Annotated in this window: 23 protein-coding genes; 8 read left to right on the plus strand and 15 right to left on the minus strand. The window is 55.1% G+C overall.

The features are described 5' to 3' along the window. Positions 1–20: 20 nt before the first annotated feature. From hpf to npr, 4 genes are all read left to right on the plus strand, one after another. Positions 21–308 (plus strand): ribosome hibernation promoting factor, encoded by a 288-nt coding sequence (gene hpf, locus BJF97_RS26005; protein WP_004106167.1) that lies wholly within the window; start codon positions 21–23, stop codon positions 306–308. Between the two features lie 65 nt (positions 309–373). Further along, the gene (gene ptsN, locus BJF97_RS26010) at positions 374–862 is read left to right on the plus strand and encodes a PTS IIA-like nitrogen regulatory protein PtsN (RefSeq protein WP_004854593.1); all 489 of its coding nucleotides are present in this window, start codon (positions 374–376) and stop codon (positions 860–862) included. 45 nt (positions 863–907) lie between these two features. Further along, positions 908–1,762 (plus strand): RNase adapter RapZ, encoded by an 855-nt coding sequence (rapZ, locus tag BJF97_RS26015; protein ID WP_004106169.1) that lies wholly within the window; start codon positions 908–910, stop codon positions 1,760–1,762. Then, complete coding sequence (npr, locus tag BJF97_RS26020) at positions 1,759–2,031, plus strand: PTS phosphocarrier protein NPr (RefSeq protein ID WP_004106170.1); 273 nt, start codon at positions 1,759–1,761, stop codon at positions 2,029–2,031. Before rapZ ends, npr begins: the two co-directional genes overlap by 4 nt. A 52-nt stretch (positions 2,032–2,083) precedes the next feature. On the opposite strand, the gene mtgA is transcribed toward npr, so the two are convergent. The 4 genes from mtgA to BJF97_RS26040 all read right to left on the minus strand — a co-directional run bounded on the left by mtgA (position 2,084) and on the right by BJF97_RS26040 (position 7,100). Further along, the gene (gene mtgA / locus BJF97_RS26025) at positions 2,084–2,809 is read right to left on the minus strand and encodes a monofunctional biosynthetic peptidoglycan transglycosylase (RefSeq protein ID WP_014226984.1); all 726 of its coding nucleotides are present in this window, start codon (positions 2,807–2,809) and stop codon (positions 2,084–2,086) included. After that, positions 2,806–3,459, minus strand: coding sequence for an isoprenoid biosynthesis glyoxalase ElbB (gene elbB, locus BJF97_RS26030; protein ID WP_014226985.1), 654 nt, complete (start codon positions 3,457–3,459; stop codon positions 2,806–2,808). The genes mtgA and elbB overlap by 4 nt, the downstream gene beginning before the upstream one ends. 234 nt (positions 3,460–3,693) lie before the next feature. Further along, positions 3,694–6,033, minus strand: coding sequence for an aerobic respiration two-component sensor histidine kinase ArcB (gene arcB, locus BJF97_RS26035; protein WP_014839635.1), 2,340 nt, complete (start codon positions 6,031–6,033; stop codon positions 3,694–3,696). Between the two features lie 131 nt (positions 6,034–6,164). Beyond that, positions 6,165–7,100 (minus strand): TIGR01212 family radical SAM protein, encoded by a 936-nt coding sequence (locus BJF97_RS26040; protein ID WP_032693264.1) that lies wholly within the window; start codon positions 7,098–7,100, stop codon positions 6,165–6,167. A gap of 673 nt (positions 7,101–7,773) precedes the next feature. On the opposite strand from BJF97_RS26040, the gene gltB reads away from it, so the two are divergent. Beyond that, on the plus strand, positions 7,774–12,234 hold the full coding sequence (gltB, locus tag BJF97_RS26045; RefSeq protein ID WP_025108152.1) for a glutamate synthase large subunit: 4,461 nt from the start codon (positions 7,774–7,776) through the stop codon (positions 12,232–12,234). Positions 12,235–12,243: 9 nt separating this feature from the next. Next, a complete protein-coding gene (gltD, locus tag BJF97_RS26050) occupies positions 12,244–13,662 on the plus strand; it encodes a glutamate synthase subunit GltD (protein ID WP_014839637.1) in 1,419 nt (472 codons plus the stop codon). A gap of 71 nt (positions 13,663–13,733) precedes the next feature. Here gltD and nanQ read toward each other — a convergent pair whose 3' ends face one another. The 11 genes from nanQ to zapE form a co-directional block, all read right to left on the minus strand. Next, the gene (gene nanQ, locus BJF97_RS26055; protein ID WP_014226990.1) at positions 13,734–14,201 is read right to left on the minus strand and encodes an N-acetylneuraminate anomerase; all 468 of its coding nucleotides are present in this window, start codon (positions 14,199–14,201) and stop codon (positions 13,734–13,736) included. After that, positions 14,201–15,073 carry an N-acetylmannosamine kinase gene (gene nanK, locus BJF97_RS26060; protein WP_014226991.1) on the minus strand — a complete coding sequence of 291 codons (873 nt, stop codon included), beginning with the start codon at positions 15,071–15,073 and terminating at the stop codon, positions 14,201–14,203. The genes nanQ and nanK overlap by 1 nt, the downstream gene beginning before the upstream one ends. Further along, positions 15,070–15,759, minus strand: a complete 690-nt coding sequence (locus BJF97_RS26065; protein ID WP_014226992.1) for an N-acetylmannosamine-6-phosphate 2-epimerase — start codon at positions 15,757–15,759, stop codon at positions 15,070–15,072. The genes nanK and BJF97_RS26065 overlap by 4 nt, the downstream gene beginning before the upstream one ends. Before the next feature lie 49 nt (positions 15,760–15,808). Then, complete coding sequence (locus tag BJF97_RS26070; protein ID WP_032693265.1) at positions 15,809–17,296, minus strand: MFS transporter; 1,488 nt, start codon at positions 17,294–17,296, stop codon at positions 15,809–15,811. A gap of 106 nt (positions 17,297–17,402) precedes the next feature. Next, complete coding sequence (gene nanA / locus BJF97_RS26075; RefSeq protein WP_014839641.1) at positions 17,403–18,296, minus strand: N-acetylneuraminate lyase; 894 nt, start codon at positions 18,294–18,296, stop codon at positions 17,403–17,405. Positions 18,297–18,415: 119 nt separating this feature from the next. Next, the gene (nanR, locus tag BJF97_RS26080; RefSeq protein ID WP_032693266.1) at positions 18,416–19,222 is read right to left on the minus strand and encodes a transcriptional regulator NanR; all 807 of its coding nucleotides are present in this window, start codon (positions 19,220–19,222) and stop codon (positions 18,416–18,418) included. A 93-nt stretch (positions 19,223–19,315) separates the two neighbouring features. Then, the gene (gene sspB, locus BJF97_RS26085) at positions 19,316–19,804 is read right to left on the minus strand and encodes a ClpXP protease specificity-enhancing factor (protein ID WP_014226996.1); all 489 of its coding nucleotides are present in this window, start codon (positions 19,802–19,804) and stop codon (positions 19,316–19,318) included. A 3-nt stretch (positions 19,805–19,807) separates the two neighbouring features. Next, positions 19,808–20,446 carry a stringent starvation protein SspA gene (gene sspA / locus BJF97_RS26090; protein ID WP_014226997.1) on the minus strand — a complete coding sequence of 213 codons (639 nt, stop codon included), beginning with the start codon at positions 20,444–20,446 and terminating at the stop codon, positions 19,808–19,810. A gap of 311 nt (positions 20,447–20,757) precedes the next feature. Continuing rightward, positions 20,758–21,150, minus strand: coding sequence for a 30S ribosomal protein S9 (gene rpsI, locus BJF97_RS26095; protein WP_000829815.1), 393 nt, complete (start codon positions 21,148–21,150; stop codon positions 20,758–20,760). Positions 21,151–21,165: 15 nt separating this feature from the next. Continuing rightward, positions 21,166–21,594: a 50S ribosomal protein L13 gene (rplM, locus tag BJF97_RS26100; protein WP_004106200.1), complete on the minus strand. Its 429-nt coding sequence runs from the start codon at positions 21,592–21,594 to the stop codon at positions 21,166–21,168. 219 nt (positions 21,595–21,813) lie between these two features. Then, on the minus strand, positions 21,814–22,947 hold the full coding sequence (zapE, locus tag BJF97_RS26105) for a cell division protein ZapE (protein ID WP_032693267.1): 1,134 nt from the start codon (positions 22,945–22,947) through the stop codon (positions 21,814–21,816). A 190-nt stretch (positions 22,948–23,137) separates the two neighbouring features. Between zapE and zapG the strand changes: the two genes are divergently transcribed. Together zapG and degQ are read left to right on the plus strand one after the other, a co-directional pair. After that, positions 23,138–23,536, plus strand: coding sequence for a Z-ring associated protein ZapG (gene zapG, locus BJF97_RS26110; RefSeq protein ID WP_004854637.1), 399 nt, complete (start codon positions 23,138–23,140; stop codon positions 23,534–23,536). Between the two features lie 172 nt (positions 23,537–23,708). Then, positions 23,709–25,076 carry a serine endoprotease DegQ gene (gene degQ / locus BJF97_RS26115; RefSeq protein ID WP_014226999.1) on the plus strand — a complete coding sequence of 456 codons (1,368 nt, stop codon included), beginning with the start codon at positions 23,709–23,711 and terminating at the stop codon, positions 25,074–25,076. Positions 25,077–25,123: the final 47 nt, after the last annotated feature.

Genomic DNA, 25,123 nt, shown 5'->3' on the forward strand with positions numbered 1-25,123 from the left:
CAACCGATAAGGAAGACACTATGCAGCTCAACATTACAGGACACAACGTTGAAATAACCCCCGCGATGCGCGATTTCGTTACCGCGAAGTTCAGCAAACTGGAGCAGTTTTTCGACAGGATCAACCAGGTCTACATTGTGTTAAAAGTGGAGAAGGTGACGCAAATAGCGGACGCCAATCTGCATGTCAACGGTGGTGAAATCCATGCCAGTGCGGAAGGGCAGGATATGTATGCTGCGATCGATGGTCTTATCGATAAGCTGGCAAGACAGCTAACAAAACATAAAGATAAACTGAAACAACACTAATTGTCCGGGCAATAGCCTACGCCAACCGCCCGCAGGCGGTTGGCCAGGAGAGCTCAGGTGAAATTATGATAAATAACGATTCGGCTCTACAACTGAGCAATGTCCTTAACCAGGAATGTACCCGTAGCCAGGTTCACTGCCAGAGCAAAAAACGCGCGCTGGAAATCATCAGCGAGCTGGCGGCAAAGCAGTTAGGCTTACCGCCCCAGATCGTCTTCGAGGCGATCCTCACCCGTGAGAAAATGGGCAGTACCGGGATTGGCAACGGTATTGCGATCCCACACGGTAAACTCGAAGAGGATACGCTGCGGGCCGTGGGCGTTTTTGTTCAGTTGGAAACCCCAATTGCCTTCGATGCTATCGACAATCAACCCGTCGATCTGCTGTTTGCCCTTCTTGTCCCGGCCGATCAAACTAAAACGCATCTGCATACGCTCTCGCTGGTGGCGAAACGTCTGGCAGATAAAACTATTTGCCGCCGCCTGCGCGCTGCGCAAAGTGATGAAGAGCTGTATGAAATCATTACTGAAGCGGGAAGTAATAATGAGGCGTAACGGAAGTCGCACCTTACTCTTTTTCGTACTGAGGAGAAACGGTACATGGTACTGATGATCGTCAGCGGCCGTTCAGGGTCGGGGAAATCCGTCGCCCTGCGAGCGCTGGAAGATATGGGTTTTTACTGCGTCGATAACCTGCCGGTTGTGCTGTTGCCCGAGCTGGCGCGCTCGCTCGCCGACAGAAACATCTCGGCAGCCGTCAGCATTGACGTGCGTAACATGCCCGAGTCGCCGGAAATCTTCGAGCAGGCGATGAAAAATCTGCCCGCAGAATTTTCACCTCAGCTGCTGTTCCTGGATGCCGATCGTAACACCCTGATTCGCCGCTACAGCGACACGCGTCGTTTACATCCTCTGTCCAGTAAAAACCTGTCGCTGGAAAGCGCCATCGATGAAGAGAGCGACCTGCTGGAGCCTCTGCGTTCCCGCGCCGACCTGATCGTCGATACCTCAGAAATGTCGGTGCATGAGCTGGCAGAAATGCTGCGCACGCGTTTATTAGGCAAACGCGAGCGCGAACTGACGATGGTGTTTGAATCCTTTGGCTTTAAGCACGGTATACCTATCGATGCCGACTACGTTTTTGACGTGCGCTTTCTGCCGAACCCGCACTGGGATCCGAAGCTGCGTCCCATGACCGGCCTCGATAAGCCCGTCGCCGCCTTCCTCGACCGGCACACGGAAGTTCACAATTTTATCTACCAGACCCGCAGCTATCTTGAGCTATGGTTACCTATGCTGGAGACCAATAACCGCAGCTATTTGACGGTGGCCATTGGTTGTACCGGTGGTAAACACCGTTCGGTTTACATCGCCGAACAGCTGGCTGACTACTTCCGCTCGCGCGGTAAGAACGTGCAGTCTCGTCATCGGACGCTGGAAAAACGCAAATCATGACCGTTAAGCAAACCGTTGAAATCACCAATAAGCTGGGCATGCACGCTCGCCCGGCGATGAAGCTGTTTGAATTAATGCAGAACTATGATGCCGAGGTGCTGCTGCGTAATGATGAAGGTACCGAAGCGGAAGCAAATAGCGTGATTGCGCTGCTGATGCTCGATTCAGCTAAAGGGCGTCAGATCGAGATTGAAGCCAACGGCCCACAGGAAGTGGAGGCGCTGGCAGCGGTTATCGCGCTGTTCAACGCCGGGTTTGATGAGGATTAGCTTTCATTCCCCCGGCGGCAGCGTGCCTTCCGGGTTACCGGTTGTGAAATCATCAATGCAGCTTATTCGCCTGCATAAACCCTTCCCCACCTAACTGCCTCATCTGGCGCAGGATCCACGCCTGACGGCTGCGAACATAACCCGATGGCGCATCGGCGCGGAAGCGTATTGGGTTAGGCAGCACCGCAGCGAGCAGCGCGGCTTCGGAAGCCGTCAGTTTACTGGCCGGTTTGTGAAAATAGCGCTGCGACGCGGCTTCAACGCCAAACGTCCCCTCACCAAATTCAGCGATATTGAGATAGACCGTGAGGATCCGCTTTTTACTCCATACTGTCTCAATGCCGACGGTCAGTCCCGCCTCCAGCCCTTTTCTCAGCCAGCTGCGGCCGTCCCACAGAAACAGGTTTTTTGCCGTCTGTTGCGACAAGGTTGAGGCGCCGCGAATGCGGTTCTCATTGCGTTCATTATGCGCCAGCGCCTTCTCAATGGCCGTGACGTCAAATCCCCAGTGTTCCGGGAATTTCTGATCTTCTGCGGCAATAACCGCCAGCCCCATCCACGGCGAAATTTCATCCATGTCCACCCAGTCGGAATGGGCGAGGTAATGAAAATCCCCTGAAAGCCAGGCGCCGACCTGTCGCTCCAGCATCACCGCCGAAAAAGGAACAGGTACGAAGCTAAACAGGGCAATCCCGCCGCCCCATAGCACCGCACAAGCCAACAATAGCCTCAGCACGAAGCGCTTAATTAACCGCAACGGCGAAAAGCGAAATGTCATGCCGTCAGAACCAATACGCGAGAGACCAGTTTTTCAATGCCACTCGCCGCTTCGGCGATGTTCTGCGCCAGCATATACGCGGGGGTCGTCACCACTTTGTTGTCTTCATCCACCACAATATCGTCGACCGGGCAAGGCACGTGTTCAGCCCCCATCTCCTCAACCGCGTCGGCAGTATCAAGATCGGTACCAATGGTCACGCGTAGCGGTATAGCAAATATTTTCGGCAACAGTGCCGGAGCGATACAGATAAAGCCCAGCGGTTTACCCGCCTGATGCATCGCCAGCGCCAGCGCCTTGAGATCGCGATCGACTTCACATTCGCTCCCCTGTGAAGCAAAGCTGCTGAGGTTCTTTGCTGCACCAAAACCGCCGGGCACGATCAGCGCATCCAGCGCATCCGCTCGGGCATTGGCCAAAGGCTGAATCTCTCCGCGTGCGATACGCGCCGCTTCCACAAGCACATTACGGCTTTCCGCCTGCGCTTCGCCGGTCAGGTGATTGATAACATCGGTTTGCACTTTATCTGGCGCATAGCAGATGGCCTGAGCGCCGCTGCGGGCTATTGCCAGCAGAGTAATGACGGCTTCATGAATTTCACTTCCGTCATAAACGCCGCAGCCGCTCAGCACCACACCAATTTTCTTCATCACATCAGCCCCTTAGTACAAGTTTATGAAAGCAGTCAAAAATTTTGAATTACTCGCTATGCTTCACATATTTTACTGTTTCATGTAACAAACTATTTAAGGTTTGCTATCTTAATGAGCGAGTAAGCCAAATCCTCAGGTTGCGCCGTGTAAAAAAATCACTCAAATGATTCTGGCGTAACGACCAGTTCCCTGGTGTTGGCGCAGTATTCGCGCACCCCGGTTTATCCGGGGTCATTTTTTATCTGCCGCCGCGACCCACGCTTTCAGCACCGCGACATCGTTTTGCCACTCTGATTTCATCTCTTCAACCCATTCACCCACGTTATCCGACCACGCAGGTAAATCCGGCGTTTGAATCTGCTGCCCTAACTGCTGGATATGGCGCAAACCGATTGAGCCCGCAGCCCCTTTAATCTTATGACCCTCATCGACAATGCCTTTCTGGTCGCGAGCGGTTAAATTGGATTCCAGGACTGCCAGGTAGCCCGGCATCATTCTTTCAAAAACGGCCAGACCGTCATTAATCAGCTTCGGCCCTACCAGTTCGATATACTGCTCAAGCATCGGAATATCCAGTACAGAAGCCGATTTACTGCTATCTATAGATGGCATTGCATTCTCCTCTTCTTCCGGCGCATCCCAGAATTTTTTGATAATCGCGGTTAATGCCGGAACCGATAATGGCTTACTAAGAACATCATCCATTCCCGCATCCAGATACTCATTCTTGTTCTTCAGCACGTTAGCGGTAAGCGCCACCAGCGGCGGGAGCTCATCGGCGGCAAAGCGTTGTTTCAGCTGACGAGAAATATCGAGTCCAGTCATATCCGGCAGCTGAATATCAAGCAGAACCAGATCGTACTCGCCGGGTACAAACATCTCCAGCGCAGCCTTGCCGGTCATCGCCACATCCACGCTGTTGCCCAGCTTCTCCAGTACCGAGCGCGCCACGATCACGTTGAGCTCAATATCTTCCACCAGCAGCACGTTCAGCGCAGGTAATGGCATTTCATCTTCCGCCAGCGTGTCCTCGACCTCTTCAGCCACGGCCGGAGCGTGTACGGTAAGCGTAAAAGTCGCGCCTTTACCCGGGAGGCTGGTAACGCAAATATCACCGCCCATATTCCTCGCCAGGCGCCGCGATACGGCGAGGCCGATGCCGGTGCCCGTCGCTGGCTTGCCGCCCTGGCTATCTTTCACCTGGTAATACATGGCGAAAATTTTATCCTGTTCCGCTTCAGGGATGCCAATCCCTGAATCTTCTACTTCAAAGTGCAGGATATCGCCTTCGTCATAGCGCACGCGGACGTTCACATTCCCGCCTTGCGGAGTAAATTTCACGGCATTACTAATAAGATTCCACAAGATTTGGCGCAAACGCGTTCCGTCGGTGATCACTTTATGCGGCAGCGGAAGCGTGGGGTCCAGCACAAAATGCAGGCCTTTCTGCTGCGCCTGCAGGCCGGAGAGGTTTTCCAGGTCGGCCAGAAAGCCGGTAAAGTCCACCGGCTGGTTATCCAGCTGAATTTTACGCCGCTCCATCTTATCCATCTCAATAATATCATTGAAGATATTACCCAGCGTTACCGCTGAGACGTGGATGGTTTTCAGGTATCTTTCCTGTTCATCGGTAAGATCGGTATCCAGAAGGATTCGGCTAAGGCCTACGATGCCGTTAAGCGGCGTACGCAGCTCGTGGCTGATCGTTGAGATAAAGGTGGTCTTATCACGGCTGGCCCGCTCCAGCGCGTCCTGATAGCGCTTACGCTCCGTAATATCGCGGCCAAACCCCATCAGGCCGCGCCGCTTACCGACGCGGTCATAATAAGGCACTTTGCGGATTTCAAAGCAGGCCTTGCGCCCGTCCGGATAATCCAGCCACTGCTCGTAGGTGAGCGATACGTTATGGCGGAAGACTTTCTCATCCGTCTCCAGCACTTTCTCCGCCACCTCTTCGCTGTAAACATCCTGCGGCTTAAGATGAATAAGCTGCTTTTCACTTTTACCGGTCAACAGTTCCATCGCTCGGTTACAGCCAGAAAACTCTTTATCTTCATTACGATAGAAAACCAGGTCCGGAGAGGCATCCAGGAAGGAGCGCAAGAAGGAGGATTGCTGTTCCAGCTGAATTTGCGCCTCTTCACGCTCTTTCATCTCAATTTTCAGCTGCTCAAGCGTCGTTTCACGTTCCGCTTCCGCCTTTTCACGTTCGCCGATTTCCTGATTAAGCTGGGCGATGTTGTCCTTAAGCTGCACATTCAGCTTGAGATCGCGTTCGCGCATCTCCTCCAGTTTCTCCACCAGCCTCGAGAGGCGCTGCCGGGACTCTTCCAGCTGCTCAACCACCACCGACAGGAAATAGACCGCCCACGGGGTAATCAGCAAGCCAAAGAAGATGGAGCGGATCACATCAATACTTTCCACCTGGCCGTGCAGCACCATCGTCACGGCCATCTGCACAACGATCGCCAGCACCACCAGCGCAAAGGCCAGCAGCATTGAAAAGCGCACCAGACCCAGCTTCATCATCAGGTCAACATAATACTGCGCCAGCATACGGATTTGCTTCATAAGGGATTCCTTCGCGACAACTTCGCACAATAATACTCAATTCTGAGCAAGACGCTGTAAGTTGTGCCAAAAATGCGGGAAGGATTGTAGTTACGCGCCTGACGGTGGAGAGCCGTCAGCCGGAAATGACGTTATTCGGCAGCAGCCGGAGAGATCCAGCAACGCCCGATGGCTGACCCCTGCACGCCGTATTCATTGAGATATTTATCCAGCTCAACCATCCCGGTCCAACGGTTCTCACACCACAGCGGCGCCAGCAGCGTCGGGCGTCGGGCGCTGGCGGAGATACGGTGATAAATCACGTCTGGCGGAGTATGGCGAATCATCTCTCCTGCGGTGACCGTATACGCTTCCAGCGCAATACCGTTTAACCTGCCGGCCTGCCACGCCCTGGCCATAATACTGCCCTTCACAATATGAAGTGGATGCAGCTTAATGCCGTCTACGCCGGTCTCCACCACCTGCGCTAAGGTCTCCAGGCATTCACGCTGCCCTTCGCCCGGCAGGCCCACGATAAGGTGGCTACACACTTTGAGGCCGCGCTCGCGTGCCAGACGGGTGGTTCGCTGATAGCAGGCAAAATCGTGGCCGCGATTGATTCGGTGCAGCGTTTTATCGTGCGCGGTCTGTAGCCCCAGCTCGAGCCAGACTTCATACCCCTGCTCCCGATATTCAGTCAGCAGATCCAGTACCGCGCCGGGGACGCAGTCCGGGCGAGTCCCTACGCATAGCCCGACAATATTCGCCTGGCTGACCGCCTGCTGATACATGGCGCGCAGCACCTGCACCTCGGCAAAAGTGCTGGTATAAGCCTGGAAATAGGCCAGATAGCGCTTTGCACGATTCACCCGCTGCGCCTGATGGGCCAGCTGTTCCGCAATCGAGCGGTGCTGCTGCTCTTCATCGGCAAAAGAAGCCACATTACAGAACGTACAGCCGCCGCGACCAATAGTGCCATCGCGATTTGGGCAGCTAAATCCACCATGCAGCGTCAGTTTATGAACCTTTTCACCATAGCGGCGCAGAAGATCCCCACCAAACATATTGACTAATTTTTGTAACTGCATAATCTGATAGACCGGCCTTAAGAAAGGGGCCAAGCCTGCCATTTTTAGCTACCGACGGCGATGACCTGGATCAATCGTCAACGCGGCCGCCTATCTCATTGCATAAACACTCAAGATAACTGCAATTTAATTCATCCTTATGGTAATGAGTTTTCCTTATATATAGCCGCTGATTTGCCATTATCTTTACCAGGGCATAAAACAGTATCAGTCACCGCAAATCAAACAAAAACCAGTTTAAAAAACTGCAATGAAAAAACAATTCAGCACAGAAGGATAATGTCTCGCCGTCGATATAGTGAGACAGATCACACTCAATTATGACGACCGGTACGTTTCCCTGGCATTTAAAATGCCATTATTTTCTTAAAAATCATTAAATTAGGTGTTGTATAGCACATTTTTGTATAAATAAGATTGCCATTTGACGTATGTGTGGATTCCCGATAAGTTGGGAATCCGCTGGAAGCTTTCTGGATGAGTGCTCTGCTCATCATATTTATGCAGTAATTGAGATTCCCTCTTAACAGCAAGTCCTCAAACTTGTGTACCGATGCGAAAAGGATTTAAAGAGGGCGAATGCGAGGTGTAAACCCCGTCGCCATGCTCTTTCTGTGCCCGTGCGCAATCGGTATCGGAGGGTGTCCCGTAGAGCCTGGGGAGGTTCACTGATATGTTGTACGATAAATCCCTTGAGAGGGATAACTGTGGTTTCGGCCTGATCGCCCACATAGAAGGCGAACCTAGCCACAAGGTAGTGCGAACCGCTATACACGCACTGGCCCGAATGCAGCACCGCGGCGCGATTCTTGCCGATGGAAAAACCGGCGACGGTTGTGGCTTGCTGCTACAAAAACCCGATCGTTTCTTCCGAATTGTTGCGGAAGAGCGCGGCTGGCGTTTAGCCAAAAATTATGCCGTTGGGATGCTGTTCCTTAATAAGGATCCTGAACTGGCCAAAGCGGCGCGCCGCATCGTCGAAGAAGAACTTCAACGCGAAACGCTGTCTATCGTCGGCTGGCGCGATGTGCCGACCAATGAAGGCGTTCTCGGTGAAATCGCCCTCTCCTCGCTGCCTCGTATTGAGCAAATCTTTGTGAACGCCCCGGCTGGCTGGCGTCCGCGCGATATGGAACGCCGTTTATTCATCGCGCGTCGCCGTATCGAAAAGCGTCTGCAGGAAGATAAAGATTTCTACGTTTGCAGCCTGTCGAACCTGGTCAACATTTATAAAGGTCTGTGTATGCCGGCGGATCTGCCGCGCTTCTACCTGGACCTCGCGGACCTGCGCCTGGAGTCGGCAATCTGCCTGTTCCACCAGCGCTTTTCCACCAACACCGTGCCGCGCTGGCCGCTGGCGCAGCCGTTCCGCTATCTGGCGCACAACGGCGAGATCAACACCATCACCGGTAACCGCCAGTGGGCCCGCGCCCGTACCTATAAGTTCCAGACGCCGCTGATCCCGGATCTCCACGACGCCGCGCCGTTCGTCAATGAAACCGGCTCTGACTCCAGCTCGATGGATAACATGCTGGAGCTGCTGCTGGCGGGCGGGATGGACATTATCCGCGCTATGCGCCTGCTGGTTCCGCCAGCCTGGCAGAACAACCCGGACATGGATCCTGAGCTGCGTTCGTTCTTTGACTTTAACTCCATGCATATGGAGCCGTGGGACGGCCCGGCGGGCATCGTGATGTCCGATGGTCGTTTCGCCGCCTGTAACCTCGACCGTAACGGCCTGCGTCCGGCGCGCTATGTGATCACGAAAGATAAGCTCATCACCTGCGCCTCCGAAGTCGGTATCTGGGATTACCAGCCGGATGAAGTGGTTGAAAAAGGCCGCGTCGGCCCGGGCGAGCTGATGGTTATCGATACCCGCGAGGGGCGTATTCTGCACTCCGCGGAAACCGACAACGATCTGAAAAGCCGTCACCCGTATAAAGAGTGGATGGCGAAAAACGTCCGTCGTCTGGTGCCGTTCGAAGAGCTGCCGGATGAAGAAGTCGGTAGCCGCCAGCTGGATGATGATACCCTCGCCAGCTACCAGAAACAGTTCAACTACAGCGCCGAAGAGCTGGACTCCGTCCTGCGCGTACTGGGTGAAAACGGCCAGGAAGCGGTCGGCTCAATGGGCGACGATACCCCATTTGCAGTGCTCTCCAGCCAGCCGCGTATCATTTACGATTACTTCCGCCAGCAGTTCGCGCAGGTGACCAACCCGCCGATCGACCCGCTGCGCGAAGCGCACGTCATGTCGCTGGCCACCAGCATCGGCCGTGAAATGAACGTTTTCTGCGAAGCGGAAGGCCAGGCGCACCGCCTGAGCTTCAAGTCGCCGATTCTGCTGTACTCCGATTTTAAACAGCTGACCACCATGGAAGAGGAGCACTATCGCGCCGACGTCCTGGATATCACTTTTGATGCCACCGAAACCACGCTGGCTGAAACCGTGAAGGCGCTGTGCGATAAAGCCGAACAAATGGTGCGCAGCGGTACCGTTCTGCTGGTGCTCTCTGACCGCAACATCGCCAAAAACCGACTGCCGGTACCGGCTCCGATGGCGGTAGGCGCGATCCAGACCCGACTGGTCGATAAGAGCCTGCGCTGCGATGCCAACATTATTGTCGAAACCGCCAGCGCCCGCGATCCGCACCACTTTGCCGTGCTGCTCGGCTTCGGCGCGACGGCTATCTACCCGTATCTCGCCTATGAAACCCTGGCGAAGCTGGTGGATAACAAAGCCATCGACAAAGCGTACCGCGCGGTGATGTTGAACTATCGTAACGGCATCAACAAAGGTCTGTATAAGATCATGTCGAAGATGGGGATTTCGACCATTGCCTCCTATCGCTGCTCGAAGCTGTTTGAGGCGGTCGGTCTGCATCGCGAAGTGTCCGACCTGTGCTTCCAGGGCGTCGTCAGCCGTATCGGCGGCGCGGGCTTCGAGGATTTCCAGCAGGATCTGCTGAACCTGTCGAAACGTGCCTGGCTGGCGCGTAAACCGTTGGATCAGGGCGGCCTGCTGAAATACGTCCACGGCGGCGAATATCACGCCTATAACCCTGACGTGGTGCGCACGCTGCAACAAGCGGTACAAAGCGGCGAATACAGCGATTACCAGCAGTACGCGAAGCTGGTTAACGAGCGCCCGGCGGCAACGCTGCGCGATCTGCTGTGCGTAACGCCGGACGGAACCACGGTGAACCTGGACGATGTTGAACCAGCGAGCGAGTTGTTCAAACGCTTCGATACCGCGGCGATGTCTATCGGCGCGCTGAGCCCGGAAGCGCACGAAGCGCTGGCGGAAGCCATGAACAGCATCGGCGGTAACTCCAACTCCGGCGAAGGCGGTGAAGACCCGGCACGCTACGGCACCAATAAAGTCTCGCGCATCAAGCAGGTCGCCTCCGGCCGCTTCGGCGTGACCCCGGCTTACCTGGTTAACGCCGACGTTATTCAGATTAAAGTCGCTCAGGGCGCGAAGCCCGGCGAAGGCGGCCAGCTGCCGGGTGATAAAGTCACCCCCTATATCGCCAAGCTGCGCTATTCCGTACCCGGCGTAACGCTGATATCCCCGCCGCCGCACCACGATATTTACTCTATCGAGGATCTGGCTCAGCTGATTTTCGACCTGAAGCAGGTTAACCCGAAAGCGATGATCTCCGTGAAGCTGGTTTCTGAACCGGGCGTCGGGACTATCGCCACCGGCGTAGCCAAAGCCTATGCGGATTTGATCACCATTGCCGGCTACGACGGCGGCACCGGCGCCAGCCCGCTCTCTTCCGTGAAGTATGCGGGTTGTCCGTGGGAACTGGGACTGGTGGAAACCCAGCAGGCGCTGGTTGCCAACGGGCTGCGCCACAAAATTCGTCTGCAGGTGGACGGCGGTCTGAAAACCGGCCTTGATATCATCAAAGCGGCCATCCTCGGGGCTGAGAGCTTCGGCTTCGGTACCGGCCCGATGGTCGCGCTGGGCTGTAAATATCTGCGTATTTGCCACCTGAACAACTGCGCAACCGGCGTAGCGACTCAGGATGACAAACTGCGTAAGAACCACTATCACGGTCTGCCGTTTAAGGTCACCAACTACTTTGAATTCATCGCCCGCGAAACGCGCGAGCTGATGGCGCAACTGGGCGTGAAGCGTCTGGTGGATCTGATTGGCCGTACCGACCTGCTGAAAGAGCTGGACGGTTTTACCGCCAAACAGCAGAAGCTGGATCTGAGCAAGCTGCTGGAAACCGCGGAGCCGCATCCCGGCAAAGCGCTGTACTGCACAGAGAACAATCCGCCGTTCGACAATGGCGTACTCAATGCTCAGCTGCTGCAGCAGGCAAAACCGTACGTTGACAGCAAGCAGAGCAAAACTTTCTGGTTCGATATCCGCAACACCGACCGCTCCGTTGGCGCATCGCTGTCCGGCTATATCGCCCAGACCCACGGTGACCAGGGCCTGGCAGCCGATCCGATTATCGCCCACTTTAGCGGTACCGCGGGTCAGAGCTTCGGCGTGTGGAATGCCGGCGGCGTTGAGCTGCATCTGACCGGCGACGCGAACGACTATGTGGGTAAAGGGATGGCCGGCGGCCTGCTCGCCATTCGTCCTCCGGTAGGCTCGGCCTTCCGTAGCCATGAGGCCAGCATCATCGGCAACACCTGCCTGTACGGTGCGACCGGCGGTCGTCTGTATGCTGCGGGTCGTGCAGGCGAGCGTTTCGCGGTACGTAACTCCGGTGCGATCACCGTCGTCGAAGGCATTGGCGACAATGGCTGTGAATACATGACCGGCGGTATCGTCTGCGTGCTGGGCAAAACCGGCGTCAACTTTGGCGCAGGCATGACCGGCGGCTTTGGTTACGTTCTGGATGAAGACGGCGACTTCCGCAAACGCGTGAACCCTGAGCTGGTAGAAGTGCTGGACGTTGACTCTCTGGCCATCCATGAAGAGCACCTGCGCGGTTTAATTACCGAGCACGTGCAGCTTACCGGTTCGCAGCGCGGTGAAGAGATTCTGGCTAACTGGCCGGCCTTCTCAGCGAAGTTTGCGCTGGTTAAACCGAAGTCCAGCGATGTTAAAGCACTGTTGGGTCACCGTAGTCGTTCCGCAGCTGAGCTGCGGGTGCAGGCGCAGTAAGGGGTTAAGATGAGTCAGAATGTCTATCAATTTATCGACTTACAGCGAGTTGATCCGCCAAAGAAAGCGCTGAAGATCCGTAAAATTGAATTTGTGGAAATTTACGAGCCGTTTTCAGAAGGCCAGGCTAAAGCGCAGGCAGACCGCTGTCTGTCCTGCGGCAACCCGTACTGCGAATGGAAGTGCCCGGTTCATAACTACATCCCGAACTGGCTGAAGCTGGCCAACGAAGGGCGTATTTTTGAAGCGGCGGAGCTATCGCATCAGACCAATACCCTACCGGAAGTGTGCGGGCGCGTTTGCCCGCAGGACCGCCTGTGCGAAGGTTCCTGCACGCTGAACGATGAGTTCGGCGCGGTAACCATCGGTAATATTGAGCGCTATATCAACGATAAAGCGTTCGAAATGGGATGGCGTCCTGACCTTACCGGCGTAAAACAAACCGGTAAAACCGTCGCCATCATCGGCGCGGGCCCGGCGGGGCTGGCGTGCGCCGACGTATTGACCCGTAACGGCGTGAAGGCGGTGGTCTTCGATCGCCATCCGGAAATCGGCGGCCTGCTGACCTTTGGTATTCCGGCCTTTAAGCTGGAAAAAGAGGTGATGACCCGTCGTCGCGAGATCTTTACCGGTATGGGCATCGAGTTCAAACTGAATATCGAAGTGGGCCGCGATGTACAGCTCGACGATCTGCTGAAAGATTACGACGCGGTGTTCCTCGGCGTCGGAACCTATCAGTCTATGCGCGGCGGGCTGGAAAACGAAGACGCCAGCGGGGTCTTTGATGCGCTGCCGTTCCTCATCGCCAATACCAAGCAGATCATGGGCTTTGGTGAAACGGCGGATGAACCGTACGTTAGCATGGAAGGCAAGCGCGTCGTGGTTCTCGGCGGTGGCGACACCGCAATGGACTGCGTGCGCACCTCGATCCGCCAGAACGCCGCCCACGTCATCTGCGCCTATCGCCGTGATGAGGAGAACATGCCGGGATCGAAGCGCGAAGTGAAAAACGCGCGTGAAGAAGGCGTGGAATTCCAGTTCAACGTTCAGCCGCTGGGCATTGAAGTGAATGCCAACGGTAAAGTCTGCGGCGTGAAGATGGCGCGTACGGAGATGGGCCAGCCGGATGCAAAAGGCCGCCGCCGCGCGGAAATCGTGGCCGGTTCTGAGCATGTGGTGCCCGCCGATGCCGTGGTGATGGCGTTTGGTTTCCGTCCACACAGCATGGAATGGCTGGCGAAGCACAGCGTTGAGCTCGATTCTCAGGGCCGCGTGATTGCGCCGGAAGGCAGTGACAACGCCTTCCAGACCAGCAACCCGAAAATCTTCGCCGGTGGCGATATCGTTCGCGGCTCCGATCTGGTAGTGACGGCGATTGCCGAAGGCCGTAAGGCAGCTGACGGCATCCTGAACTACCTGGAAGTGTAATGCGAAAATCCGGATAGCAGCGTTATCCGGCTAAATGACGCTAAGCCCGATGGTAATCCCATCGGGCTTATTTATGCGCTTAACAAATCAGAGCGCACTTTAATCACCACTTTTTTAATCTCTGCGGACTCTGTTATTACGCATCCAGGCTTGTGTGGCTCACCCGGCATAAACACCAAAAACATCCCTGGCTTCAATGTCACAGACTGCTCATGAGCTATCTCCGCGCAGAGTTGATAATCATCCTCCGCGCGCCATTCGTCGCATTGCCGCGCAGAGCCAATCGTCCCATAAAAAATCCGCTCCTCACCTGTCAGCAGCAGCTGAATATCAATATATCGTTGATGCAGTTCCGCTTTTTTCCCTTTCGGAGGAAGGGGGACAAACGCCATAACGTTCATAAAGAGATTCTCGCTACGCAGTTCATAGCGGCCCGGTGCCTTGTCCTGCGGCCTGGCGGCTAATGCCAACGTTAACGCTTCCGCCAGCACCGGATGCAACCCTGTATCCGCCAGCGTCCCGATATCTCCCATCAGCATCATTTATCTCCTCTGGCTAACAACGCCGCTCCCAGCAATCCGGCATCATGTCGATAGTGCGCCGTACTCAGCGTTACGTGATACACCGATGGTTCCCAGGCCAGGTACTTCCGTATCCGTTCCAGATAACCAGCAGCCATGCCGACGCTGCCGCCGACCACCACATGCTGACAGTCGGTTATTGCTTTTATATCGGCGATCAGTCGCGCTACGACATGCGCAGAGCGTTCAAGCAGCCCCAGGGCCTGCGCATCCCCGCGAGCCGCGCTGGTAAAGATGGCTTTCGCATCACAGCCGGCAAGCGCGCCCCGCGCAGCTGCCGAAATCCCTCGCCCGGAAGCAATCGCCTCCACGCAGCCTACCCGACCGCAGCCGCAAAGCGGTCCGTCAGGGTCGGCCAGCGTGTGGCCCAGATGCCCAGCCAAACCGCCGGCACCGGTAAGCAACCTTCCGTTACTCACCACGCCGCCGCCAACCCCGGTGGAGACGGTAATAAACGCCATATCGCTGACCTTACCAGCAATAGCCCGGTATTCAGCCCAGGCAGCCGCCTGCGCATCGTTCACCGCCAGCGTCGGCAGGTCCGTTAGCTCCTCTAATGCCTGCACCAGCGGAAAGTGCATAAGTCCACCCAGATTCTGCGGATTAATTGCGAACAGATGACCGTCACGAATAATACCCGTCGAGGCTATCGCAACGCGCTTCGCCCGACTGTATAAAGGCCCAACCAGCATTGCTAATGCAGCGCGTAGCGCATCCGGCGTTTTGCTGGCAGGGGTGGAAAGTTCGCGGCGGTCGCGGATCAGCATGTCATCAGCCACCAGCGCTGCAGCGAGCTTTGTACCGCCAATATCTATCGCCAGCGTAGTCATGGCTGAGCCTCTTTTAACGCCGCGTTATACCACTGGCAAATATGTTCAAGACGGGTAATCGCTGAACCGACGGTCACCGCCCACGCCCCTCGGCGCATAGCTTCAGCCGCCTGAGCTGGCGTGTTATAACGCCCTTCTGCATTTACCCGGCAGCCGGTTTCCGTCAGCGCTTTTACCAGTTCCAGGTCTGGCTCATCCGGCGTATATGCCGTGGTATAGCCCGATAACGTAGTGCCTATGATTTCCACGCCGAGAGAGTGACAGGCCAGGCCATCCTTCAGAGAAGAACAGTCGGCCATCGCTACCCGATTGTGCTGATGAATACGCGCCACTAGCATTGACACGGGCACAGGACGCTCACGCTCGGTTCCATCAACGGCGATAATATCGGCGCCGGCCTGCACCAACGCATCAATATCTTCCAGATATGGCGTGATGCGTACCGGTGAATCATCTAAATCACGTTTAATAATGCCGATAACAGGCCCCCTCACCCGCGACCGGGTCGCGCGTAGGTTCTCTACACCTTCAATGCGCAACGCGACTGCGCCGGCCTGCTCCGCTGCCAGCGCCATCGCAGCCACGATCTCCGGCTTATCCAATGGGCTACCGGGTACCGGCTGGCAGGAAACAATAAGACCGCCGTTTGCGCTAATGCGTAAATCCAGTTCTTTAAGCAAAGACATACTCGCTCCCTGATAAATTTGTTCGCCCGGCACCACCGCCGGGCTGTCGCTATCTGGTCTTAACTAATCCGCTTTTGTCACCGCTAAAAGGCGCCGCACCGCTCAGTGGTTTACCATCGATTGCATCATGAGTTCGTATCGCTTCCGGACGGATCCAGCGCTGTACGCGGGACGGCATATCCAGACCAATCAACAGGATCACGACGAACGTCAGGCCAAAAGAGAGTGAACCCAGCGCGGTGCCCAGATCGAGACGCTGGGCGATCAGGGCGCCGAGCACTGGCGCGATCGCGCCGCCCAGCGCCCCCACGTTGTAGGTAAAACCAAGACCGGCCGCACGCTGATCGGTGTCGAAATAACCCCCTATCAGTTTCGGTAAGATCCCGGAGATCCCCTGCCCTAACATCTGCTGGAAAAACAGTAGCAGCCCAAGGACCCATATGTTTGTGCCGCCGATAGCAAAGACCGGAATAATCAACAGCTGTGAAGCCAGCAGACTACAAACGTAGGCCTTACGCGTTCCCAGCCAGTCACCGAGAAACCCGCCCACGCAGCAGCCGACCGCCGCACCAAAGCCGCTGAAAAACAGAATCTTCGCCACAGTCGCGGGGTCATAGGCCAGCTCTGTTTTCAGATAAGTCGGCAGCAGTGCCTGGATAGGCCATGAATAAAGGAAGGCGAAAAGTACCACGACCATCAGCATCACGCCCGTAGGCCAGCGCTTGCCGCTGCTCTGCACCATAAAGCTGATAAATATCACGGCACACATCACGCCCAGCAGTAGCACGATACCGGCGTTTTGCAGGTTGCCCGCAAAGCAGAACCATAGCGCAACCGCTGCCACTATGGTCATCAGAATATTAATAACCCGATGTTTGCCCCGATAAAGGATATCGACCATGGTCTGTACTGGCGCTTTGCCCTCATGCTTCTCTTTCCAGTCTTCAGCTTCCGGAATGTTTTTCCGCAGCCAGAGAGCAAATACGATAGGTACGATGCCGATAAAAAACAGCGCTCGCCAACCCCAAACGGGTACCACCAGACTGTAAACCTGAGCAGCAATCACAGCGCCCACAGAGAACCCGGAGATGAGAAAACCGCTAGCCTTATTACGTAAATGTCGGGGCCAGCTCTCAATCACATAAGTGGCGCTGGAACCATACTCTCCCGCCATGCCCATACCGATAACCAGACGAGCAATAAACATGGTGGTATAGCCAGGCGCAAAACCGCAGGCCAGAGTACCAAGGGAAAAAAGTATAATGCTGCTGACCATAGCCAGGCGTCGACCATAACGATCTCCCATCGCGCCGAGCAGCAGGCCGCCGAACCAGCGAGAGATGAAAGCCGCTGAGATGAGGCTGGCAGCCTGAACGGTTGTCAGGCCGAAATCCCCCTGAACTTCGGTAAGTACCAGGGCGATTAATACAAAATCAAAACCATCAAGCAAATATCCGAGCCAGGCAGCAGAGAACGCACGCCACTGAGGACGACTGAGATGGCGGTACCACGGGATGTTCTGGGTCGTTGCACTCATTTTACTCTCCCGACGATTTTCGTTGTCATTCCGGGAGCGCTTCGCTTACCCGGTCAGGAAAAGGTAAATCGCTGAGCGGATAGCGTTTTCGCCACCCGACCACCGTTCAGCCGCGTTCCTGCATTAGCTGCTGCGCCAGCGCTTTCAGCTCCGGCAGATAATTTTCATCTACCGGACCAAAAGGCTTACGGCACAGCGGCTCAGCAATAACATCCATATAGTGCAGCACACTCTTCAATCCACGGAATACGCCGGTTTTAATCAGCAGATCGATTGCCTTGTTACATCCGCTTTGCAACTGCTGCGCTTTGCTAACATCACCCTCTTTCAATGCCTGTACAATGCCCTGGTAACGCCAGCCCATAATGTTGTAAGTACTACCAATTCCGCCATCGGCACCCGCCAACAGGCCAGAGGCAAATATCTCATCGTAACCGTTGTACAGCACCAGATCCGGATGCGCTCGACGGATCTGCTCCATCTGGAACAGATCTCCCGAAGTCTGCTTTAACGCACCAACGCCAGGCAAAGTCACCAACGTATTAATTTGTTCGAGAGTCAGCTTAACGCCGCTGAGCGCCGGAATGTTGTACACCACCATCGGTAAACCATTAGCAGACTCAATAATGGCCCGATAATGCGCACAGTGTTCTTCAAAACTAAACGGATAATAAAACGGTGTTACGGCGGATACGGCATCGAAGCCATAGCCAGCAGCAGCCCGAGCCAGCTGCTGGCTTTCGAGGGTACTCACACAGCCGACGTGGGCAATGAGAGCCATTTTACCTTTCGCCTCCTCCGCCACGATCTCCAGCACTTCCTGGCGCTCTGAGCCGCTCTGAACAAAGGCTTCACCGGTCGAGCCTCCCACATATAGCCCATCAACTCCCTGGCTCAGATTAAAACGAACCAGCCGACGCAGGCTGTTTTTATCCAGTTTTTGTTGACTATCGAATGGCGTAAGCAACGCCGCCATAACCCCACGTAAATTAACTGCCATAACGACCTCATCTGAACTTTTACGATTAACTATGTACCTTTATACCTGTTATACCAGATCATTTAATAAGCATAGTAACAGAGATCGCTTATAATGCGATCTGCTTCACTAAACGCTCGTCATGAGCGAGGGGATCGTTTGCGAGGCTGAGCTTTCTGACCGAAGGCGTGCCAGGTAGCGGATACGCTGTTGAGATGGGTCTGTAGGGCGCGATCGGCTTCATCAGGATCGCGACGACGAATGGCGTCAACAATAGCGATATGCTGTTGATAGCTCACGCTGTTATGTTCGTGCAGCTCACGTTCTGGCACCTTAGGCCGGGCCGCGATTAGCCAGTCCAGCAGTGCCACATGAATAGCCATAAAGATTGGATTACCGGGGATTTCCGCCAGCACCCGGTGAAATTCAACGTCAGAACGGATAAACAGGGCATTGTCATCAAGCGACTGGCTGTTAATTTTTAGCGCCTGAGCGAGTTTTTCAAGCTGCTTTTCGCTGGCATGCTCTGCGGCATAGCGCACCAGACTCGACTCAAAAAACAGGCGCAGCTGTTCAAAGTGCGCTATTCCGCCCGGGTGCGATAAAAAATCTTTCGCCATGCCGGAGAGCTCACCAATGATGGTATCTGCAGAAGGCCGCGACACGCGGGCGCGCTCGCCGTTATTAATCTGCACCAGCCCCTTGCGTTTCAGCGCCGCCAGCGCTTCACGAACCGATGGACGTCCCACGTTAAAAAACGTCATGAGCTCACGTTCCGACGGTAGCTGCTCTCCTTCCGCAAACTCCCGGCGCCGAATCATCTGCTCAAGCTCTTCTTCCACCATTTCAGACAGCTTTTTGCGCGCCAGAGGACGGCGGCCCAGAGTGTTGCCAATGGAGGATGGGGTATCTTCGGCTTGTGGATCAAATGCGCTCATAGGGACCATTGTGTGATTTGTGACAGCACGTGACGGCTGCTCCATTTTAACACAGGAATTTTGCTGAGATCATAAAACAGGCCCCGAAGGGCCTGATAAACATTATTTAACGACGCGCAGCGCCGGACGCCCGCCGCGAGGCGGTGGCGTATCGTCGGGATCGTCGTCGTGATTATCCGGCTTATCGCCATCGATCACCGACATGACCGTTTCGCTGTCAGGCAGCTCTTCGTCATCGTTCAGGCTAGTGACATCTTCATCATAAGCCGCTTCTGGTTCGAACATGGTTCCCGCACCATTCTCGCGCGCGTAAACCGCCAGCACGGCCGCCATCGGCACGGAGACATTGCGCGGCACGCCGCCAAAGCGCGCGTTAAAACGCACTTCGTCGTTGGCCAGTTCGAGGTTACCGACAGCACGTGGGGCAATATTGAGAACAATTTGCCCATCGCGAGCGTACTCCATCGGGACCATTACGCCCGGCAGAGTGACGTCAACGACCAGATGCGGAGTCAGCTGGTTATCCAGCAGCCACTCATAGAACGCTCGTAACAGGTACGGGCGACGCGGCGTCAGCTGTGATACATCCATCATTTAGCCCCGACCGAGACGCATTTCACGTTCGGCTTCAGTTAAAGAAGCGAGGAAAGAGTCGCGCTCAAACACGCGAGTCATATAGCCTTTAAGCTCTTTCGCGCCAGCACCGACCAGCTCTACGCCGAGAACCGGCAGACGCCACAGCAGCGGTGCCAGATAGCAGTCTACCAGGCTGAACTCATCGCTCAGGAAGTAGGGCTTCTGGGTGAATACTGGCGCAATCGCCTGCAGTTCTTCACGCAGCTGCTTACGCGCAGTATCAGCCTGCGCAGCGGTACCGGTCTGAATGGTATTCATCAACGAATACCAGTCCTTTTCGATACGGTGCATGTACAGACGGCTTTCCCCACGCGCCACCGGGTAAACCGGCATTAGCGGCGGATGTGGGAAACGCTCATCCAGGTATTCCATAATGATGCGAGATTCCCACAGAGTGAGCTCACGATCCACAAGCGTCGGTACGCTTTGATTCGGGTTGAGGTCAATCAGATCCTGAGGCGGGTTGTCCTTCTCCACGTGCTCTATCTCAAAACTAACACCTTTTTCGGCCAGCACGATGCGGACCTGATGGCTATAGATGTCAGTAGGACCAGAAAACAGCGTCATTACCGAACGTTTGTTGGCAGCGACAGCCATGAAAACCTCCAGGTATATTCAGAATTTTTGTACTGCTGCCGACCACGCATGGCCAGCCAGATGTAAAAACCCCATTTGCGTGACTTCATTTCGTTCGTCATCCAAACAAAAAATGAACAATCACCTGCATTTGGGCAGAAAATTGGATGATAGTTTACCAGATTTTGAAGACGTTGTGGTGAGGGGATTCTGGAAATGCTGAAAAAGTGGTAATAATGGGGCGTTTGTAGAGGGGAAATGGCAAATTTATCCATAAAAAAACCCGCCGAAGCGGGTTTTTTCGCAAATTGTTCTGCGTGAGCAGAAAACAATTAACGTTTGGAGAACTGCGGACGACGACGTGCTTTACGCAGGCCGACTTTCTTACGTTCAACCTGACGAGCATCACGAGTAACGAAGCCAGCTTTACGCAGTTCGCCACGCAGGGACTCATCGTACTCCATCAGAGCGCGGGTGATACCGTGACGGATCGCACCAGCCTGACCAGAGATACCACCACCTTTAACGGTGATGTACAGATCTAATTTCTCAACCATGTCGACCAGTTCCAGCGGCTGACGAACTACCATGCGGGCAGTTTCACGACCGAAGTACTGTTCCAGAGAACGCTGGTTGATAACGATTTTACCGTTGCCCGGTTTGATGAAAACGCGAGCTGCGGAACTTTTGCGGCGACCGGTGCCGTAGTATTGATTTTCAGCCATTGCCTATAATCCCGATTAGATGTCAAGAACTTGCGGTTGCTGTGCCGCGTGGTTGTGCTCGTTACCCGCGTAAACTTTCAGCTTACGGTACATAGCACGACCCAGCGGGCCTTTTGGCAGCATGCCTTTAACCGCGATTTCAATCACACGCTCAGGACGGCGGGCAATCATCTCTTCAAAGGTCGCTTCTTTGATACCACCGATGTGGCCGGTGTGGTGGTAGTACATTTTGTCTTCGCGCTTGTTGCCGGTTACAGCAACTTTTTCTGCGTTCAGAACGATGATGTAATCACCGGTATCAACGTGCGGAGTGTATTCCGCTTTATGCTTGCCGCGCAGGCGCAGAGCCAGTTCGGAAGCCAGACGGCCCAGAGTTTTACCGGTCGCGTCAACAACATACCAGTCGCGTTTTACGGTTTCTGGTTTAGCTGTAAAAGTTTTCATTAAAAGCTTACCCAAATAAATAAGTTACACGTTGGTGAACACCCAAACGTTTAGTCAGTTGAGGTTCACACGACATTGTCCAGCAAACCTACCCCTTCGAATAGCCTATGCCGGCACATAGAAAGTTTTGGGAAAAAAACCTTCTCGTAACGTGGGGTCGCAAGATTATAGAGAAGTCGGGGTCAAAGATCGACCCCTTTATGTGATTTGTCCCCGGTTTTACCCCGCCAGGTGTTCCCGCTTCAGATACTCCTCGCTCTGCATCTCCTGCAGGCGCGATAAACAGCGCTGGAACTCGAATTTTAATCTCTCGCCCTGATAGATCTCATACAGCGGTACCGCCGCGCTGACCACCAGCTTGACGTGGCGCTCATAGAACTCATCGACCAGGGCGATAAAGCGCCGCGCCTCGCTCTCCATCAGCCCGGTCATCACCGGCACATCAAAGAGCATCACGGTATGAAACAGACGCGAGAGCGCAATATAGTCGTGCTGGCTACGCGCATCCACGCACAGCGTGGCGAAGGAAGCCGCCAGCGTCTGGTTCTCAACGCCCAGCGTCGGCAGCGGGCGATGGTTGATCTCCAGCGTTGGCATCTGCTCGCGCTTCGCCCCCGCTAGCGCCAGCCACAGTTTATCCATCTGCTGCTGCGTCTCAGCGTTCAGCGGCGACAGCCACAAATGCGCCTGGGTTAGCGTGCGCAGGCGGTAATCAATACCGGCGTCGACGTTCATCACATCGCAATGCTGTTTAATGGCGTCGATGGCGGGCAGGAAACGAGCGCGCTGAAGGCCGTTGCGGTACAGCTCGTCAGGCGGAATATTCGACGTCGCCACCAGGGTTATGCCGCGGGCAAACAGCGCTTTCATCAGGCCGCCCAGCAGCATTGCATCGGTAATATCAGAAACGAAAAACTCATCGAAGCAGAGCACATCGGTTTCAGCTTTAAAGCGATCCGCGACGATTTCCAGCGGATCGCTGTACCCCTGCAGCGACGTTAACTCTTCATGAACCCGCAGCATAAAGCGATGAAAGTGCAGACGTTGTTTACGTTCCCCCGGCAAACTTTGATAGAACAGATCCATCAACCAGGTTTTTCCTCTGCCGACGCCGCCCCACATATAGAGGCCGCGAACGGCAGCCGTTTCGGCAACGGGTTCGCGCTTGCCCAGCAGTTTGCCGAATTTGGCCCGCAGACCGCCGCCGGTTTGCGGCGCGACCGAAGGTTTATTCTGCAGTTCTTGATAAATCGTATCGAGGCGGCTGACCGCTTCTCGCTGGACGTCGTCAGGTTGATGGCTCCCCTCCTTGAGAGAGGAAAGGTAACGCGATGTTGGGGACAGGCTTTGCATGATCTAATTGTTATTCCTTGAAAACCGTAATGCCGTAGCTCACGATTGACGAAAAAAAGGCCGCTCTACACTACGTGATGATACGCCAGGATTCCACTTCTGTGGAATTAGCGGTTATAGTGGCACTATCGGGCGCAGGCGGAGAGCCTCACAGCCACCCTACGGAACCACAAAACAACGGGAGATGTTCATGACCTGGGAATACGCGCTAATTGGGCTAGTTGTCGGCATCATTATCGGCGCCGTCGCGATGCGTTTTGGCAATCGCAAATTACGCCAACAGCAGGCGCTGCAGTTCGAACTGGAAAAGAATAAAGCAGAGCTGGAAGAGTACCGCGAAGAGCTGGTGAGCCATTTTGCCCGGAGCGCAGAGCTGCTGGATAACATGGCGCATGATTACCGCCAGCTGTATCAGCATATGGCGAAAAGCTCCAACAACCTGCTGCCGGACAGCATGGCGGACGCCAATCCGTTCCGCAATCGTCTGGAAGAGTCCGAAGCGGGCAACGATCAGGCCCCGGTCCAGATGCCGCGCGACTACTCTGAAGGCGCATCCGGTCTGCTGCGCGGCGGCGTAAAGCGCGACTAAACCGGCAACGACAGTAAAAATATTTTCCGGGCGCACCCTCTGCGCCCGTTTCCACCTTCCATCCCAGCTACAATTTAACGATTGCCCACGTTGTTACCGGGTCGAAAATTCAATAACATCGGGCCATTCGGGACGTTTCCCATACACCTTAGGTTACGAGAGCCAGCAACTAATGAATAAACCGACTTTGCTGTTGAGTGCGTTAGCGTTAAGCATTGGGTTGTCGTTGTCCGCCTTACCTCCGGCAGCAGCGTCTTTACCGACACAGGTTCCCGGCCAGGGCGCGTTGCCAAGCCTCGCGCCGATGCTGGAGAAAGTGTTGCCGGCGGTGGTGAGCGTACAGGTTGAGGGTACCGCGTCACCCGCGCAAAATATGCCGGAAGAGCTAAAGAAGTACTTTGGCGACAACGCGCCGCAAGAGCAGGCGCAGCCTTTTGAAGGCCTGGGCTCAGGGGTCATTATTGACGCCGCAAAAGGCTACGTACTGACTAATAATCACGTCATTAATCAGGCCCAGAAAATCAGCGTCCAGCTCAACGACGGGCGTGAGTTCGATGCCAAACTGGTCGGCAGCGACGAGCAGAGCGATATCGCCCTGCTGCAGCTGCAAAAACCCAGCAACCTGACGCAAATCGCGATCGCCGACTCCGATAAACTGCGGGTGGGCGACTTCGCCGTCGCCGTCGGTAACCCGTTTGGCCTGGGCCAGACCGCCACTTCAGGGATTATTTCAGCCCTTGGCCGCAGCGGCCTGAACCTTGAGGGGCTGGAGAACTTTATCCAGACTGATGCCTCAATCAACCGCGGCAACTCCGGCGGCGCGCTGCTGAACCTCAACGGCGAGCTGATTGGTATCAATACCGCTATTCTGGCCCCGGGCGGCGGCAGCGTCGGCATTGGCTTCGCGATCCCCAGCAATATGGCGAAAATCCTCTCCCAGCAGCTTATTCAGTTTGGTGAAATCAAACGCGGCCTGCTGGGTATTAAAGGTATGGAAATGAGCGCGGATATCGCCAAAGCGATGAACCTTGACGTCCAGCGCGGCGCGTTCGTCAGCGAGGTCCTGCCAAACTCCGGATCGGCCAAAGCGGGAATTAAATCTGGCGACGTTATCGTTAGCCTCAACGGTAAACCGCTCAACAGCTTCGCCGAACTGCGTTCACGCATCGCCACGACCGAGCCGGGCACCAAAGTGAAGCTAGGACTCTTGCGCGAAGGAAAACCCGTTGAAGTGGAAGTCACTCTGGACAAGAGCACCTCTTCTTCCGCCAGCGCCGAGCTTATCGCACCGGCCCTGCAGGGCGCATCGTTAAGCGACGGTCAGATGAAAGACGGAACCAAAGGCATCGTCATTGATAATGTCGATAAAGGCAGCCCGGCCGCGCAGGCGGGCCTGCATAAAGACGATATTATTATTGGCCTCAACCGCGAGCGCGTGCGCTCCATTGCCGAACTGCGCAAAGTGCTCGAAAGCAAACCGACGGTGATTGCGCTGAACGTCATTCGCGGCAGCGAAAGCATCTATCTGCTGCTGCGTTAACTCGCCTTCCGGGCATCGCGTGCAGTGCGATGTCCGGACAAGACGTG

Origin of the sequence: Klebsiella sp. LTGPAF-6F, from assembly GCF_001753185.1 — a bacterium.
Taxonomy (GTDB): domain Bacteria; phylum Pseudomonadota; class Gammaproteobacteria; order Enterobacterales; family Enterobacteriaceae; genus Klebsiella; species Klebsiella michiganensis.

Excerpts from the sequence above, each read along its gene's own strand:
- nanA (WP_014839641.1), bottom strand. The coding sequence starts at position 18,296 with ATGGCAGTTAATTTACGTGGGGTTATGGCGGCGTTGCTTACGCCATTC.
- rplM (WP_004106200.1), bottom strand. The coding sequence starts at position 21,594 with ATGAAAACTTTTACAGCTAAACCAGAAACCGTAAAACGCGACTGGTAT.
- hpf (WP_004106167.1), top strand. The coding sequence starts at position 21 with ATGCAGCTCAACATTACAGGACACAACGTTGAAATAACCCCCGCGATG.
- zapG (WP_004854637.1), top strand. The coding sequence starts at position 23,138 with ATGACCTGGGAATACGCGCTAATTGGGCTAGTTGTCGGCATCATTATC.
- nanR (WP_032693266.1), bottom strand. The coding sequence starts at position 19,222 with ATGGTCCCTATGAGCGCATTTGATCCACAAGCCGAAGATACCCCATCC.
- elbB (WP_014226985.1), bottom strand. The coding sequence starts at position 3,459 with ATGAAGAAAATTGGTGTGGTGCTGAGCGGCTGCGGCGTTTATGACGGA.
- BJF97_RS26040 (WP_032693264.1), bottom strand. The coding sequence starts at position 7,100 with ATGCAGTTACAAAAATTAGTCAATATGTTTGGTGGGGATCTTCTGCGC.
- mtgA (WP_014226984.1), bottom strand. The coding sequence starts at position 2,809 with ATGACATTTCGCTTTTCGCCGTTGCGGTTAATTAAGCGCTTCGTGCTG.
- rapZ (WP_004106169.1), top strand. The coding sequence starts at position 908 with ATGGTACTGATGATCGTCAGCGGCCGTTCAGGGTCGGGGAAATCCGTC.
- degQ (WP_014226999.1), top strand. The coding sequence starts at position 23,709 with ATGAATAAACCGACTTTGCTGTTGAGTGCGTTAGCGTTAAGCATTGGG.
- ptsN (WP_004854593.1), top strand. The coding sequence starts at position 374 with ATGATAAATAACGATTCGGCTCTACAACTGAGCAATGTCCTTAACCAG.
- zapE (WP_032693267.1), bottom strand. The coding sequence starts at position 22,947 with ATGCAAAGCCTGTCCCCAACATCGCGTTACCTTTCCTCTCTCAAGGAG.
- sspB (WP_014226996.1), bottom strand. The coding sequence starts at position 19,804 with ATGGATGTATCACAGCTGACGCCGCGTCGCCCGTACCTGTTACGAGCG.
- nanQ (WP_014226990.1), bottom strand. The coding sequence starts at position 14,201 with ATGCTGATGGGAGATATCGGGACGCTGGCGGATACAGGGTTGCATCCG.
- npr (WP_004106170.1), top strand. The coding sequence starts at position 1,759 with ATGACCGTTAAGCAAACCGTTGAAATCACCAATAAGCTGGGCATGCAC.
- BJF97_RS26065 (WP_014226992.1), bottom strand. The coding sequence starts at position 15,759 with ATGTCTTTGCTTAAAGAACTGGATTTACGCATTAGCGCAAACGGCGGT.
- BJF97_RS26070 (WP_032693265.1), bottom strand. The coding sequence starts at position 17,296 with ATGAGTGCAACGACCCAGAACATCCCGTGGTACCGCCATCTCAGTCGT.
- gltB (WP_025108152.1), top strand. The coding sequence starts at position 7,774 with ATGTTGTACGATAAATCCCTTGAGAGGGATAACTGTGGTTTCGGCCTG.
- gltD (WP_014839637.1), top strand. The coding sequence starts at position 12,244 with ATGAGTCAGAATGTCTATCAATTTATCGACTTACAGCGAGTTGATCCG.
- nanK (WP_014226991.1), bottom strand. The coding sequence starts at position 15,073 with ATGACTACGCTGGCGATAGATATTGGCGGTACAAAGCTCGCTGCAGCG.
- sspA (WP_014226997.1), bottom strand. The coding sequence starts at position 20,446 with ATGGCTGTCGCTGCCAACAAACGTTCGGTAATGACGCTGTTTTCTGGT.
- arcB (WP_014839635.1), bottom strand. The coding sequence starts at position 6,033 with ATGAAGCAAATCCGTATGCTGGCGCAGTATTATGTTGACCTGATGATG.
- rpsI (WP_000829815.1), bottom strand. The coding sequence starts at position 21,150 with ATGGCTGAAAATCAATACTACGGCACCGGTCGCCGCAAAAGTTCCGCA.